Annotated in this window: 17 protein-coding genes; 3 read left to right on the forward strand and 14 right to left on the reverse strand. The window is 45.0% G+C overall.

Annotated elements, in window-relative coordinates:
- Positions 1-26: 26 nt before the first annotated feature.
- The gene (locus MHI53_RS17925) at positions 27-338 is read right to left on the reverse strand and encodes a thioredoxin family protein (protein WP_100533173.1); all 312 of its coding nucleotides are present in this window, start codon (positions 336-338) and stop codon (positions 27-29) included.
- 101 nt (positions 339-439) lie between these two features.
- Entirely contained in the window at positions 440-946 is a 507-nt protein-coding gene (locus MHI53_RS17930; RefSeq protein WP_061142285.1) for a hypothetical protein, read from the reverse strand.
- Positions 947-1,067: 121 nt separating this feature from the next.
- Here MHI53_RS17930 and MHI53_RS17935 point away from each other — a divergent pair, with 121 nt between their 5' ends.
- The gene (locus tag MHI53_RS17935) at positions 1,068-1,517 is read left to right on the forward strand and encodes a YtoQ family protein (RefSeq protein WP_061142286.1); all 450 of its coding nucleotides are present in this window, start codon (positions 1,068-1,070) and stop codon (positions 1,515-1,517) included.
- Between the two features lie 94 nt (positions 1,518-1,611).
- Here MHI53_RS17935 and MHI53_RS17940 read toward each other — a convergent pair whose 3' ends face one another.
- The 3 genes from MHI53_RS17940 to MHI53_RS17950 form a co-directional block, all read right to left on the reverse strand.
- Entirely contained in the window at positions 1,612-2,481 is an 870-nt protein-coding gene (locus tag MHI53_RS17940; RefSeq protein WP_340371862.1) for an AraC family transcriptional regulator, read from the reverse strand.
- 127 nt (positions 2,482-2,608) lie between these two features.
- Positions 2,609-3,115: a DUF84 family protein gene (locus MHI53_RS17945; protein ID WP_340371863.1), complete on the reverse strand. Its 507-nt coding sequence runs from the start codon at positions 3,113-3,115 to the stop codon at positions 2,609-2,611.
- 83 nt (positions 3,116-3,198) lie between these two features.
- The gene (locus tag MHI53_RS17950) at positions 3,199-4,272 is read right to left on the reverse strand and encodes a M42 family metallopeptidase (protein WP_061142288.1); all 1,074 of its coding nucleotides are present in this window, start codon (positions 4,270-4,272) and stop codon (positions 3,199-3,201) included.
- A 175-nt stretch (positions 4,273-4,447) separates the two neighbouring features.
- On the opposite strand from MHI53_RS17950, the gene MHI53_RS17955 reads away from it, so the two are divergent.
- Positions 4,448-4,765, forward strand: coding sequence for a hypothetical protein (locus MHI53_RS17955; protein WP_061142289.1), 318 nt, complete (start codon positions 4,448-4,450; stop codon positions 4,763-4,765).
- A gap of 49 nt (positions 4,766-4,814) precedes the next feature.
- Here the strand turns inward: MHI53_RS17955 and MHI53_RS17960 are convergent, their stop codons facing one another.
- Together MHI53_RS17960 and trmB are read right to left on the reverse strand one after the other, a co-directional pair.
- Positions 4,815-5,660 carry an MBL fold metallo-hydrolase gene (locus tag MHI53_RS17960; protein ID WP_340371864.1) on the reverse strand — a complete coding sequence of 282 codons (846 nt, stop codon included), beginning with the start codon at positions 5,658-5,660 and terminating at the stop codon, positions 4,815-4,817.
- A gap of 201 nt (positions 5,661-5,861) precedes the next feature.
- Positions 5,862-6,500 (reverse strand): tRNA (guanosine(46)-N7)-methyltransferase TrmB, encoded by a 639-nt coding sequence (gene trmB / locus MHI53_RS17965; RefSeq protein ID WP_061142329.1) that lies wholly within the window; start codon positions 6,498-6,500, stop codon positions 5,862-5,864.
- A gap of 253 nt (positions 6,501-6,753) precedes the next feature.
- Here trmB and MHI53_RS17970 point away from each other — a divergent pair, with 253 nt between their 5' ends.
- Positions 6,754-7,029 carry a YtzH-like family protein gene (locus MHI53_RS17970; protein WP_061142291.1) on the forward strand — a complete coding sequence of 92 codons (276 nt, stop codon included), beginning with the start codon at positions 6,754-6,756 and terminating at the stop codon, positions 7,027-7,029.
- Here the strand turns inward: MHI53_RS17970 and MHI53_RS17975 are convergent, their stop codons facing one another.
- From MHI53_RS17975 to pepV, 7 genes are all read right to left on the reverse strand, one after another.
- Complete coding sequence (locus MHI53_RS17975; protein WP_061142330.1) at positions 7,030-7,812, reverse strand: phosphotransferase family protein; 783 nt, start codon at positions 7,810-7,812, stop codon at positions 7,030-7,032.
- A gap of 314 nt (positions 7,813-8,126) precedes the next feature.
- Entirely contained in the window at positions 8,127-9,059 is a 933-nt protein-coding gene (locus MHI53_RS17980; RefSeq protein ID WP_340371865.1) for a diacylglycerol kinase family protein, read from the reverse strand.
- Positions 9,046-10,053 carry an NERD domain-containing protein gene (locus MHI53_RS17985; RefSeq protein WP_100533179.1) on the reverse strand — a complete coding sequence of 336 codons (1,008 nt, stop codon included), beginning with the start codon at positions 10,051-10,053 and terminating at the stop codon, positions 9,046-9,048. Before MHI53_RS17985 ends, MHI53_RS17980 begins: the two co-directional genes overlap by 14 nt.
- A gap of 19 nt (positions 10,054-10,072) precedes the next feature.
- Positions 10,073-10,678 (reverse strand): RNA 2',3'-cyclic phosphodiesterase, encoded by a 606-nt coding sequence (gene thpR / locus MHI53_RS17990; RefSeq protein WP_340371866.1) that lies wholly within the window; start codon positions 10,676-10,678, stop codon positions 10,073-10,075.
- Positions 10,679-10,883: 205 nt separating this feature from the next.
- Complete coding sequence (locus tag MHI53_RS17995) at positions 10,884-12,122, reverse strand: Nramp family divalent metal transporter (protein ID WP_061142295.1); 1,239 nt, start codon at positions 12,120-12,122, stop codon at positions 10,884-10,886.
- 211 nt (positions 12,123-12,333) lie between these two features.
- Positions 12,334-13,188 carry a D-amino-acid transaminase gene (gene dat / locus MHI53_RS18000; RefSeq protein WP_340371867.1) on the reverse strand — a complete coding sequence of 285 codons (855 nt, stop codon included), beginning with the start codon at positions 13,186-13,188 and terminating at the stop codon, positions 12,334-12,336.
- A 21-nt stretch (positions 13,189-13,209) separates the two neighbouring features.
- Complete coding sequence (pepV, locus tag MHI53_RS18005) at positions 13,210-14,622, reverse strand: dipeptidase PepV (RefSeq protein ID WP_340371868.1); 1,413 nt, start codon at positions 14,620-14,622, stop codon at positions 13,210-13,212.
- Positions 14,623-15,080 lie beyond the last annotated feature (458 nt).

Raw genomic sequence — 15,080 nt, forward strand, 5'->3', positions numbered from 1 at the left:
AATCCCCTGCGAGAAGGGAAATTTGCTTATAATGTTTGAATGAACTCCTCGATTTGTTCTTGAGTTTTGCGATCCTTGCTCACGTACCTGCCAAGCTCTTCACCATTATCATAAGCGATGAAACTCGGTATCCCGAATACGTCATTCGCTGCACAGACATCGATGAATTCATCACGGTCCACATGAATGAAAGTGAAATCAGGAAATTTCTTTTCAATCTCCGGCATGATCGGTTCGATTACACGGCAATCTACGCACCATGCTGCTGAAAACAGGAATATATGTTTCCCTTCATTCTTCAATGCATCATATTGCTCTATAGTTTGTAAATTTTCCATTTGAATGAGCCTCCTTCATAATGACACTTCACTACATTCATCATACCAGAATCTCCAGTAATCAACCATTAATACGGATCGGTTCAACGAGTACACGTTTTCTATCGCTGCGGCACGGATGATACGATCTCCATCATTTGCTTGGCATCGGTTTTTAGCCGGTCCTTATCCGTTTCGGTCGTCAGCTTGACTCCGCCGATCCCAACCGCAAGCTCATACTTTTCTTTCGCTGACTCTTTAATCGAGACAAAGCCGAATTTATCTTCATTTTGAAAGGAGTGGAGGACCAAATATTGACCCGCTTGTTTTTTTATCGCCAAAAATAATACGGAGCTGTCCTCTTTTTCATTAGGATTGACAAATAATAGATAAGCCTTGCCGGCCTGCTTCACAATCAAATTGTTATCATGCGCCTCTTCCACCTTGAAGCCCTTTGGCAGATGGACCTGGATAAGACCCGCTTCCGCATTGGGCTGTTTGTCATCGTCACGAAAAGCGATTTCCGCTGCTCTCACAGCCTTTTCGGTTTGCCTCTCGATACCGGAGCACGCAACAATGAAGCCGCTCATCAACACGAACATCACTACATATTTTTTCGATAAAGACATCGCCATTCCCTCCAGCCGTCTCTTTGCTCTTATAGATACTATTATCCTAATATCCGAAATTCATCCATTTGCAAAAATCATGATACAATGAAGGCATTCTATGCATCGAGGAGGAAAAAATATGAAATTAACCGTATATCTTGCAGGGGAAATCCATTCAAATTGGAGAAATGAAGTGAAGGATAAAGCTGAGGCCTTGAAGCTTCCGATAGAGTTTGTCGGCCCGATGGAAAATCATGATCGTTCCGATAATATTGGTGAAGATATTCTGGGAGAACAACCAAACCCGATCCTCAAGGATGCAGCCGCTTCGCAGATCAATAATTTACGGACAGGCCTTTTACTGAAGAAAGCCGATCTTGTCGTCGCCTTGTTTGGCGAGAAATATAAACAGTGGAATACTGCCATGGATGCAAGCACTGCCGTTTCCCTCGGTAAGCCGCTTATTTTGATCCGCCCGGAATCCCATCATCATGCCTTAAAGGAATTATCAGAAAAGGCTAGTGTCACAGTCGAATCCGTGAACCAAGCCATGAAGGTGCTTTCTTATGTTTTTGAAGAAGGGAAGTGAATCGAGATACGGACGGTAGCCCTGGTTACCCCCAAAAAAATGCTTGCAGGGAAGGCCCCCTGCAAGCGAAAAATGAAAAATTCTCTTGTTAAGCTTACCTTTTTTTAATCGGTATCCAAATCTCGGAGTAATAATCCGGGCTTGAAGCGTCATCATTCGAGTATACTTCCAATTCCGGCAATCCCGCATGTTCATAACCACTGGTAGGGAACCATTCGGAAAATATTTGCTTCCACGCCGTTTGGATTGCATCAGGCATCGGTCCGTGAACTTCAAAAGCAACCCACTTGGAAGCAGGTATCGTAAGGGGCAAAAACGGTTCAGGCACTTTGCCGGCATATTCGGCAGCTATCCAGTAATCCATCGTTTCGTTTTTTTCCTCTGCCCTTTTATCGACACATACCCCTAGCAACCCAACGATTTCCCCATTGTTCAACTTCGCTAACCTGTCACTTGTTCCGTCAGCATTCACTTGCTCCCACAGCTTCGGAATCCCGATTAAATTTCCTTCATTCACCAAGGAAAATTCTTGCTTGATTCCAATCAATTCAAAGGAATCTCTTTCAAGGATTTTGTATTTCATCGGTTTTGCTCCTTTCAAAGTAACCTGGATCACCAGGCGTTCGAAGAATTTCAGCTTTCCCATATACTTTCGCGCTTCACTCGGTGATACACCGTGCTGCCTTCGAAAAGCTTTCGAGAATGCCTCGGGAGTGTCATACCCATATTTACAGGCTAAATCTATGACCTTTTCATTTGAACAGGAAATTTCCTGGGCCGCCAAGGTCAGCCTGCGACGCCTGACATAATCACCGACAGTGCTATCCGTTAAAATGGTGAACGTCCGTTGAAAATGAAAAGCGGAGGCATTCGCTTGTCTGGCTATGCTCTCGATCGTCAGGTCATCCAATAAGTGCTCCTCGATATAATCGATTGCCCTCTGGATCGATTCAACCCATCCCATTACACTCACTCCTTATCATCCATACTATCAGGCCCGCTCAACATAATCCTGTCAAATCCTGCTCTGTTGCGGCAGTATCCTTTTTTTCCGCTCCATTCCGTCGGGACAAGAAAACATAAGCTTCGCTTTAGTTTTTCAGCTTATATTCATGTTGACCGGCTAACATCCTCATGATATGGAGGAACATATCGCTTCTTGTGATTCGCTCATTGGTAAATACGCCGATTGCGCCTTCCTTCTTGCTAATATTCGTTTGCTTTGTGAAAGTGTCCATGACCGGTCCCAATTCTTCGCCGCGCATCAGCTTCCCGGCGACGATATCAGGCAGCGGAACCCTTGCCCCGCCTGCAACAAAAACGGAGCCGTCTCTCGTGGCCATCGCACCCCAATTGCAAAGAAACAGTCCTTGCTTCATTTTCACGACACCGCCTTCCAGGCCGATTCCGATATCGGCATCACTGTGAATCAAGCAATTCCGGGCCCGCGTCCTGGCTCCTTCCAACGTTTCTTCATCTGAAAACGGCTGTTCCGAAACCCCGGTTTCCACTTGAAGCGAGATGATTTCAGCCGATTCATACACGTCAAGCACCGCTTGTATTTTCGCTGGATTTTTACTGCCCACTGCTATTTTCATGATTGCTAATTCCCTTCCATGTAAAAAAAAGCTGCCGGAAAAGGGGCGATGACAGCCATCCTTTTCCATATCAGCTTTCTCTATCAACCGTTATTTTTCAATGTCTCGAAAGTCGTTTTATCACAAGAACGAACCAGCTTCCCAATCAATTCACGTGCAGCCGCATAATCATCAATATGGATGATCGATGCATGTGTGTGAATATAGCGGGAACAAATGCCAATCACGCCGCTTGGAATCCCCTCATTGGCAATATGGACCTTGCCGGCGTCCGTGCCGCCTGGGGAAACGAAATATTGATAAGGAATATCATTCGACTCGGCCGTATCCAGGATGAATTCCCTCATGCCGCGATGCGTAACCATCGTTCGGTCTAAAATGCGGAGCAATGCCCCTTTCCCCAGCTGCCCAAATTCACTTTTACTGCCTGACATATCGTTTGCAGGGCTTGCATCCAAGGCGAAGAACAGATCTGGCTTGATCATGAAGGCGGCTGTTTGTGCCCCCCGTAATCCTACTTCCTCCTGGACCGTCGCACCTGAATATAAAACATTCGGCAATGTTTCACCCTGTAAATCTTTTAATAGCTCGATTGCCAGTCCGCAGCCATAACGATTATCCCATGCTTTTGCTAGGATTTTTTTCTCATTGGCCATCGGTGTGAATGGACAAATGGGCACAATCTGCTGTCCAGGTTTAATGCCGATTCTCTTCACATCTTCCTTATCGTCCGCACCGATATCAATCAGCATATTTTTAATATCCATCGGTTTTGAGCGTTGCGATTCTTCCAACAAATGAGGCGGGATCGAACCGATGACCCCTATGACCGGACCGTTATCGGTAATGATTTCGACCCGTTGGGCCAATAGCACCTGGCTCCACCAGCCTCCTAGTGGCTGGAACCTGATCATGCCATTTTCCGTTACGGAAGTGACCATGAAGCCCACTTCATCCATATGGCCGGCAACAAGTACAGTCGGTCCTTCTTCATTCCCTTTTTTCACACCAAAGATTCCGCCTAGGCGATCTTGTACGATTTCATCGGAATACTTTTCCAGTTCAGTCTTCATGAAACTCCGAACTGCATGTTCATTTCCCGAGGCACCTGGTAATTCCGTCAATGTTTTAAAAAGTTCTAAAGTCTCATGATTCATTTTCCTACCCCTAACGTATGTATTATTTCTTACTATTTTACAGAACTTAGTTTCATGTTTCACTTCAAAGTTCTAATTTATCAGTTAATGGGTAAAATTTCAAATTATTAGTCAAATAAAGCGTTCTTCTGTATACTGGATAGAGTGATGGAAATAAAGCAATGGAGGAGAAATCATGAACTGGAAAACGTTTTTACTAGGTACTGCGGCCGGATTTGCGGCTGGTTATGCGACAAAGCAAATATTGGAACAATCAACCAGGACTTCTCCGGATAAAGTGCTGGCCCACGTGAAGGAAACCGTCAAAAAGGATGGAAATATATATGGTTCCTGGATTTTGATGAAACCGGAAACCTACACGAAGAATGAGTTGGACTATTTAGTATATAAAGGCGGGATCACCAGAAATACAGAGGGCTTGCGGGAGCAATTCGAATTTGTCGCAGATGCAGCGACAGGAACGATTCTGGAGCTCAATGCACAACATGATTAACGGCAAAAGGGGGGCTGTCAAAATGACGTCCCCCTTTTGCCGTGCGTGCTTAGCGGTTCCGTTTCACTTGCGCTATTATCTCTTTACCCGATTTATCCCATTTGAGCGCCCGATAATAGGCATCATGGTAAAAGCTGTACCAAGCCCCATTTTCCAGTCCGCCTTTCATCCACTTCTCCTTTGCCTCGATGGATGTCATTGGATAATCGTCATAAGCGAGCACCCAGAGGACATTGGCATGTGCATGCGTCGGCATGATATCGGCCATATGAATCAGACTGTCCGCTCCATCTTTGATGATGATGATTGCATGTCCATCACTATGACCGCCAGTGTGAATCATTTTAATGCCGCCGGTTATATCTTTCTCTCCTTCAAATGGGCGTACAAGAGACGAGATCGCCTCCCAATTTTCAGCCCAATATGTACTTTTAGACCGAATATTCGGGTTTTGCATTTCATTCCATTCCGTTTGGGTCGTAATGATTTCTGCACGCCCGAAAACAGGCACCCAGGCGTCACCTTCACGTTTCGTCAAACCGCAGGCATGATCGAAATGTAAGTGGGTCATCAAAATGTAATCGATATCATTTGTACCAATGCCCAGTCTTCCAAGATCCGCTATGAGAGCGGATTCCTCCGTCACCCCAAAATTCCGCTTTAGCTTGTCATTCATCTTTCCATTGCCAATCCCGGAATCGATAAGCATGTTCAAGCCATTGGCCTGTACTAAGATCGGATCTGTACGTAATTCGATTTGATTATTATCGTTAACCGGGTACTTCTTGGACCAGAGCGGCTTTGGTACGACACCGAACATCGCTCCGCCATCCAAATGAGTCACGCCGCCATTCAACCATGTAAGTTTTATTTCCCCTATTTGCAAAGTTTCCATTTTACCCCTCCTCTTCTGTTAGTTTAACACCCGCTTCATTATCTGGAAATGGATAACGATCATCCCGGATGAGTAAATGAACTGCACCATCCCCTCCTACCAGTCAGCAAGACCCTGACAGCCTGCTTGCACTTGCCAAGGCAATCACATGACCAGAACAAAAAACCAGATGCTGTGCATCTGGTTACCTGTTGATGGCTCTTATTGGAACATAGCTTCCAAGCGGTAGATCCGATTTCCTTTACTTGAGAACTTTTCTTCGTATTCCGTCATGATATTCCCTTCAAAGCTGCTATTATGCAGGTCCAGGCTTACATATTTCAACAGCATGCCGTATTCGGAAATACTCTTCAAGGAGGATTCGAATAACCCTTGGTTATCGGTCTTGAAGTGGATCTCGCCGTTGTCAGGCAGGATGCCTTCATACACCTCAAGGAAGGTTTTATACGTTAACCGTCGTTTCGCATGACGTGATTTCGGCCATGGATCGGAGAAGTTCAGGTAAACGCGATCCACGTCACCTTTTGCAAAATAATCCCCTAAGTTTGCTGCATCAACATTCAACAGCTTTAAATTCGGCACTTCCGCTTCAATCAGCAGGTCCAGTGCAGCAACAATGACGCTTCTATATACTTCTATTCCAATGAAATTCACTTCAGGATGGGCCTTTGCCATTTCGGTGATGAAACGGCCTTTCCCCGTACCCACTTCAATATATAACGGATTATCATTTCCGAAAACTTCATGCCATTTACCTTTATGGCTCACTGGCTGCTGAATTACATATTGTGGAAAATCATTCAAACGGTCTTCAGCCCAAGGTTTATTTCTTAAACGCATGATGACACCCCTATTTATAATATAATCGTTCAAACCATAACACGAGTGGATGGATTCCTGCAAGTTGATTTTTTCAGGAATGCCCTGCATCCACCCATTGAACAAATCAAAAAACTGCCGGCCATCAGCCGGCAGTCTCTGTAGTTTTCATGTATAAAACTTTCCGCAAAACACACCATAAATAAGTGAAGGGCAGGCGCAAAATCCGCCTGGAAACCCCTTAGATCCATATTCAAGAAAGGAGAGGTATTATATGCCGCTTTCCCATGAACACCAAATGTCACTATTAAAGGATATATTGACCAACCATCAATCAGACTGCTGCGGGTCCGTTTCTGAATGCGAGCAGGTGGAAAGGCTCGTCAAATCCTTGATGGTCAACATGGATATCGATAGCAATGTGAAAACGATACTGACGGAGATTTACGACTACAGCCAGGGGGGCATCGGTGCCGCCGATTTAGATGCACATATTACGACCCACCAGAACGACCTGTCCCAGTGGGTGGATGATATCGATCAGTTCTGATTAGCCAACCAATAATAAGGCTTCTAGCTTTTGCAGTAAATCATTTCTTTCCTCGTACCGATTTCTACGATGATGCCATTGGATGGAAAGCACAAGTTGTGAAACCGTGTGCCATTTCATCCTCATCTCCAGTCCTGCATCAAGCTTTTTGCCGTAACGGGCAAGCCATTGATTCCATTCCTCCCTAGGGATATAGGAATACAGGAGGATGCCAAGGTCAATGGCCGGATCGCCAATGACAGCACCATCCCAATCAATGAGGAACAAACCGTCCGTTTCGGTCATGAGCCAATTATTATGGTTCACATCACAATGACAAACGACTTCTTCGTCACATTCGATCAACAGAAGATTATCCTGTAAAAAATGAATGGCCTGCTTGATGATCGGAATATCCGTAACATCGGAAGATAATCCGATTTCTATGTCTGTAAGTATACTTTCAGGTCGTAAAGGGGATTTCCCAAGCCTTTTGAGCATGCTTAACAAAGGATCGGATTGATGAATTTTTTGAAGCAGCTTTGCGACTCTTATATTGTCCATTTCCTGCTGAGATAGCTCCCTGCCTTCCATCCAATGCTGGGCAGTAATGACATCCCCATTCTCCAGGCGTTTTGTCCACATTAATTTCGGAACAATGCCCTCAGCTGAAAGAACAGCTAAAAATGGCGATGAATTACGTTTGAGGAAGAGCTTCTGCCCATCTTTCTCGGCTATAAAGGCTTCTCCTGTAGCTCCTCCAGCAGGGGATATATCCCACTCCTGACCTAATAAATGTTCCAACTGGTTCACCTTCGATTTCCTCGCTTAATCATACAAATGTGGGTACGTTACCTAGTGTATGTATTACCACTACTTTGAGTCCATGTTTAATAAAAAACCCGCCTGCTGGCGAAGCTGCATATATACGTGCATCGGGATGATACCCGCAATTAAAAACATCCTCATTCTAGAGAAATAAAAAAATAGCTATTGAGCAATTTAACAATAGCCATAAATTAAATTTTAGTTGAAAAAAGGTTTCTTCGTCAAGTACTATAAAACGATTATACTCATAAAACAAAAACAAATAAATCATTTCATATTTTGCATGGGAGTCAATCCTTGATCATGACGCGGATTTTATCTGTCAAAACCGCAGCAGCCACTTGATCCTTTCCAACTATTTCTCCATCCGACTGGATTTTTGCTGACCCATGATTTTTCATTTTTATCATTTTACCAGAAAAAGAATCGACGTTTTTTATCTTTAGATGCCCGCCCCATAAAACGGTGATGAAAACGGCCAATAATTTCAGCAGGGCAATATCATGAACGGCGATAATATTCAACCTGCCATCATGAAGCTTTGATTGCGGTGAAATTTTCATCCCCCCGCCGAAGTATGGCTGGTTCGCAATGACAATGAACCACACCTTTTTCAACATATGGATTTCCCCATCAACGACCAGTTCCATACTGCCAGGCTTATAGGTGAATAATTGTTTCAGAAAAAGGATGAGATAAATCAATTTACCCGCCTTGACGAGATTAAACCATTTTTTCAGGCGAGAACGGTCAGCTTCAGCGGAAATTTCAGCATCAATCCCCATTCCCAGGCTGTTCATAAAATATCCGTCCATGCCATCCGTCTCGTACTGACCGATATCAATGGCTTTGTGTGCGTTATCCTGGAATAACCGAAGGGCTTGAGCGACACCCTTCGTTTTTTGGATGCCCCGTACATAATCATTGCCGGAGCCCGCGGCAAGGGATCCAAGGATGGCATGTGGAAATGGAAGGGCGCCTTTGAGCATTTCATTTATCGTGCCATCCCCCCCTACCGCAATGATCCTGGTATCCCGGTCCGTACCTGATAAAATTTCCGCCGTCAATCGGGATGCATGCCCTTTTTCTTCCGTAAAAAACACTTCATGGTGAACGGCATTGGATTTCAGCACCTTCTCCACTTTCTTCCAAACCTTCATGCTTGTTTCATTTCCAGCCCTCGGGTTGACGATGAAATAAAGGGTTTCATTAAGGTTCGGCATGCTCATTCGCCTCTTGTTGGTGATGGTCGGCTTCCCATTCCGGTCGCATGCTCGATGTCGTTTGACAATATTCCAGCAATGCCTGCGCAGCTTTCAATTGCTGTGCCTTAATGGGCGATGAAGTGGTCCGCATCCGTTCAAACCATTCCTGGAAGGTCCGTTTATCCAATACCGTCATATCATATGGGGCTTCGGGAAAATCAATATAACCATTCCGCGATAGGATCACCTTTTTGATCGGGACGTTCACCTCATAAAGTGAAAATAACTGGGAGACGATGTTTCCCATCCGATTGGCACTCAATAATGGGTTCAACACTTTTTTGTCAGGGTGCTTATGATGCCTGCGAATCCAGAACCGGTCGCTCGAGCCGATGAATGCTGCATCCTCTTCCGCCTCGACAAAAGTGATGCACCACGCGTCGACTGGGGTCAATAAGATGACATCGACTTCAACAGGCGCGTTTTTTAATAGAAAGATAGGCTTGTATAAAACAAGAAACGTATCGGGAAAACGCTGCAGGAAAAAGCGGAGCCTTTCATCCAAAAAGAATGATCGGTCCACAAATGATTTTTCACGCAGCGTCGAACTTCCCCATTTCATTTGAAAACGAAGCAACTGATTTAAATAATTCTGCTTTAATTCATCCAAACTGGCTGGACGGAAGGGAAACCTTAATGAAAAAATATTGGGGTCGTCGATCTGATTCGGCAGCACCGGCTCTTCTGCCTCTGTATCCTGCTTCTCCGTCCGGTGGAACAAGCCCTTCACTTTTTTCATTAAGCTCTTGGATTCGTCCTGGGCTAGGTCCAGTATCGCCTGTTCCTCCTCTACGTTATGATCGCCATACAATTGATCCAGTTCACCTGCTTGATAAGCAGCCTTCAATTTTTCCCATTGCTGTTTTTTCAATCGTGCATATTGTGTTGGATATCGGTAAATATCCTGCTCATACCGGGAAATATAATCTTGCATCTTTATGAGCTGTGCCATTCGGCCACCTCTCTCTCTATTATTGAAGATTTATCGTAAAAACCTTTTCATATGAAGGCGATTCCCCGATATGTGTTTGATAGAGCGCAACCTGGACTGCCTGGAAATGCTCATCATTTACATTCGCCACCTGCCGGACGCTTTCCAAAGAAAAGGGATTTTCCCCCTCGAATTTTCTTGCTAGCGTTATATGGGGCTTAAATGGCTTTTTATCAAGCTGAATACCAGCCTCCACACATGAATGATAAATTTTCTCCTGCATTGAAAAAAGCCTTTCCTGCTGCTCCACACCCGTCCAAAGGATCCTGGGACTGTCTTCCTTGCCGAAAGCGCCTATTTCAGCTAGCGTAAGCCCGAATGAGGCCTCTTTCGCAAGCACGCCCTCCACTCGCCTTATAGCATCCTTTTTCATTGAATCGTCAGCACTGCCCAAAAACGCCATCGTAATATGATAATCGGCAGGATGCAGCCATTTCTTAAATGGAAACCCTGAATTCAGTCGTTCCGTCACAGCATGTAAATAAGCCTTAATATCGTCAGGTAAAACTAAAGCAAAGAAAAAATGAGTATTCATGGTCACTGACATTCCTTCCTGATCTTCCTCTAATTTTACCATAATTCCCATGTCATATACTCTCCTTGCACTTGCTTTCATCATATTCCGGCCAGCAAGAAAAAGAAGGAAAACTCAGTCCGAAAACGTGCTTTTAGAGGAGACGGATTATTCTGGATTCCGGATGGATTCTTGGCGCTTTCGGGCGGATTATCGAAGATATAATTGAGAAATCAAAAAAAGGACCCCAAGAGGTCCTTTTCCGTCACATTCTTTGTTAGGTAAACAACGTTTCATAAAGCAGGAACAGGTTCAGCCCAATAATGAGGACTGCAATAAGCCAGGCAATACTGGAGGTGATTTTGTGGTTGACCAGATTACCCATGATTTTTTTATTGCTTGTAAACATGATCAATGGCACCAATGCGAAGGCGATACCAAATGAGAGTACGACCTGACTCATGACCAGTGCTTTGGATGGGTTCACTCCCCATATGATGATGACTAGGGGCGGTAAGGTCGTGATGACCCTCCGCAAATAGATTGGTATATGTCTTTTTATGAATCCCTGCATGACGACATCACCTGTCATGACACCGACGGAAGAGCTGGATAATCCGGCGAACAGTAAGCCGATTCCAAAAAACATCGCGACGGATGGTCCAAGCATCGCCCCGAATTGTTGATAGGCTACATCCAAATCCTCTACTAATATCCCACTCTTATGAAATAGGGCGGCTGAAACGATGACCATGGCGGCATTGATTCCGCCTGCAATCAACATGGCGATGACTATATCAATTTGTTCAAAACGAAATATCCTTTTTCTCTCCAAGTCATTTTTACCGACTATCCTTTTTTGTGTTAAAGAGGAATGAAGGTAAATCGCATGCGGCATGACGGTCGCTCCGAGCATTCCTGCCGATAGTAAAATGCTGTCCACTCCTTCGAATTTTGGAGTGAATAGCCCTAGAGCGATGGCCGATGTATCAGGATGTGCATAAAAAACCTGAGCTCCGAAAGCTAGCACTACAACAAAGATCATGACCGTGATCAACGCTTCGAATGTCCGATAACCTCTGCGCTGAAATTCCAAGATGGCGAAGGAACCAATGGCTGCAAGGAGGGCCGAGGTGATGAGCGGGAGGTCGAAGAGCAAATAGATTCCAAGTGCAGCACCTATGAACTCAGCTAAGTCCGTGGCCATGATGACGGCTTCGGCCTGTATCCATAGTAAAATTGATGTTTTTTTCGAAAATTTCTCCCTGCATAACTCAGGAAGGTTTTTACCGGTGGCTATCCCCAGTTTGGCTGACAGCGTTTGAATGAGCACAGCCATCAAGTTCGATGCGAAGATAACCCACAATAAGGTATAGCCATATTTTGAACCAGCTGTAATATTGGTTGCATAATTCCCTGGATCGATATAGGCGACAGCTGCAATGAACGCTGGGCCCAAATATGGAAGCAGATTTTTGAATCCGCGGGAAGAAGACTGATGTAATGCACCAGACATGTCTATTCAACTCCTTTTTATATGCAACTCAAAATGTTGCGACAAGTAAACTTTTTAGGTTATTAGCAAGTATATTCCTGAATCTTGAAAATGTCAAAAGGGACAAACTGAAAATTTTTTTAATGGATTCAAGCGGCTTATAGAAGGGGGGCCGAGAGGGGGCGAAAGACTAAAAACCCCTTTGCCAGTGCGGCAAAGGGGGGATCCACAATCAGTTAATTGAACCGCATTGCCTTTCGATTTCCGCGGAGAAAAGCTGTTGCAATCTTTTGGTTACCGGACCGGGCGCACCGGTTGCGATCGTCTGGCCATCGATGTTAATGATCGGTGTCACTTCGACGCTTGTGCTCGTATAGAGGACTTCCTCCGCTGCCATCATATCCTCGATCGTGAAAGCTTCTTCCACGTAGGGAATGCCATGATCGGCGCACAGCTTGAGCATCACCTGGCGGGTAATCCCGTTCAAGATCAAGTTGGAAGCGGGATGCGTTCTCAGCGTGCCGTTGACGACGATTGAAACATTGGACGAGCTTCCCTCCGTGACCAGACCGTCACGATGCTGGATCGCTTCGTCACAGCCAGCTTCCGCCGCCATTTGCTTAGCCATTATATTACCAAGCAGATTTAAGCTTTTGATATTACAGCGCAGCCAACGAATATCGTCCGTCGTGATGCCCTTTACCCCTGGTTTCATCTTTCCTGTATAAGGCATTTCCTTCGTATAGGCAACAAATACCGGTTCGACGTCCGAACTTGGAAAAGCATGTGTCCGCGGACTTACACCCCTTGTGAGCTGCATATAGATGATTCCGTCCTGCAATTGATCTTCAGAGATAAGCTCTTTCACGCGGGTTTTAATTTCCGCTACCGTGAAGGGAACTTTCATCTGAATCAATCTTGCGCTGTCCATCAAACGATTCAGATGCATGTCTCCCGCGAATAACTCACCATTATAAACCCGGATGACTTCGTAGACGCCATCACCGAATTGATATCCCCTGTCCTCGATATCAACCGAAACATCGGCCCTGTTTTTTATTTCGCCGTTAAAAATGATTTTTCCCATGTTTTCTCCCTCTTTGACCTCTTATTTTGCCAATTCATGAATGGCACGTGCATAAATGGACGTAGCCTTAAGCATATCTTCAATGTCAATATATTCATCTTTCTGATGCGCAATATCCTCGCTGCCGGGGAATAGCGGTCCAAATGCAACGCCTTCCTTAAGCGAGCGGGCGTATGTACCGCCGCCTATCGAAAGCAGTTCAGCTTTATCACCGGTCTCCGCTTCATAAACCTGCTGCAGCGTCTTGATCAAAAAACTGTCGCTATTGACATAATGTGGCGTTGAATGCGAATTGGTCTTCACATTTAAATTATATGCAGCCAGCCTTTCCTCCAATGCCGCCTTTTGCTGTTCCCATTCGAATGTCACCGGGTAGCGCACGCTGAAGCCAATCGAGCTGTCGGCTTGCTTTGAATAATTGAAAACGCCGGCATTGATCGTCAAATCACCCGTTTCCTCATCCGCATAGGCCAACCCAAGATTATTTCCGCGGGAATCTTCAAACAAACGATCCTTGATGAATGTGAAGTAGGATTTCGCATGCGGATCAAGCGAAAGGTCCGCTAAAAAGGCAGCTAAATGCAAACCTGCATTGATTCCATTGTTCGGCTCCATCGCGTGTGCAGACACGCCGTTCAATTCAAGGAGCACTTGATTTTTTTGCGGAACTGCTTGACCCTTCAACGAGTATTTTTGCATATAAGCCTGATAGTTTGCCACCACTTCAGCAGGATTGGCAGCCTCGACAATCGCCGTTGCAAAATCAGGTACCATGTTCGTCCTTCGTCCTGAAGAGAATTCGATGACATTCACTTCAGAGCTCGTGCCATTTCCTGCATCAACAGGATGGATGACGGATAAGTCCCAAATACCTTTTTCGGCACTGATGATCGGGAAGTCCGCATCTGGCGCAAAGCCCATCGATGGCATCTCCTCCACTTCAAAATAACGATCCACGCAGCGCCAGTTCGATTCCTCATCTGTCCCGATGATCATCCTCACACGTTTGTTCAATGGCTGTCCAAGCTCCCTCACCAGCTTCATTGCATGATAGGCAGCCATCGTCGGCCCTTTATCATCGATTGCACCGCGAGCATAAATGCGGCCATTGCGGAGCTCCGCGCCAAACGGATCCGAACTCCACCCATCGCCTTCCGGTACAACGTCAACATGACACAAAATCCCGATTAACTCTTCGCCTTCACCCATTTCAATATGTCCGGCGACATTATCGACATTCTTCACGGTAAAACCGTCTTTTTCACCCAATTGAAGCATGAAGTCAAGCGCTTCCTTCACCCCTTGACCAAATGGTGCATCCTCTGTCTTGTTTTCTTCATCCAGAACACTTTTTATTTTCAGCAAATTTTGAGTGTCCAGCAATAGATCCATTTTCCTTTTTTCAACTTCTTCTCGCCAATTCATTTCAGTCACATTCGACAACTCCTCTTTTATATATATTATTCATTTTATCACTTTTCCTACCTGTTCCGCCAAGTGTTGGACCCTTTTCTTCGTATTCCCTGTCCAACACTCCGGTCAAACAACCCGGCATGATGCCCAATCAGCTAATCGGATCATTAAAACAAGGAATGGAAATCGATATTAAAAGCGAGGCATCAATCGTTAAAGCGGCAGCGTCGTCCGGCAAGGATGCGCCTTCAAAAATGGAACATCGTTATATTTTTTTGTATCCCAAGTACAAAATGATTGCAGAATTGAATTTTAACCACTAGAATTAAACATGAAGCGAGGCTTTGCTGAATGTACCAGGAAGATGATCTCTGCAAGCTCATGGGCGCTAACACCTAATAGACCGGTCAAGCTATTCTAGTGAATGGAAACACACAATTGGTACATGAACGCTTTCAATATGATGTGAGCCATTCTTT

The organism is Peribacillus sp. FSL E2-0218 (genome assembly GCF_037992945.1).
Lineage (GTDB): Bacteria > Bacillota > Bacilli > Bacillales > DSM-1321 > Peribacillus > Peribacillus simplex_B.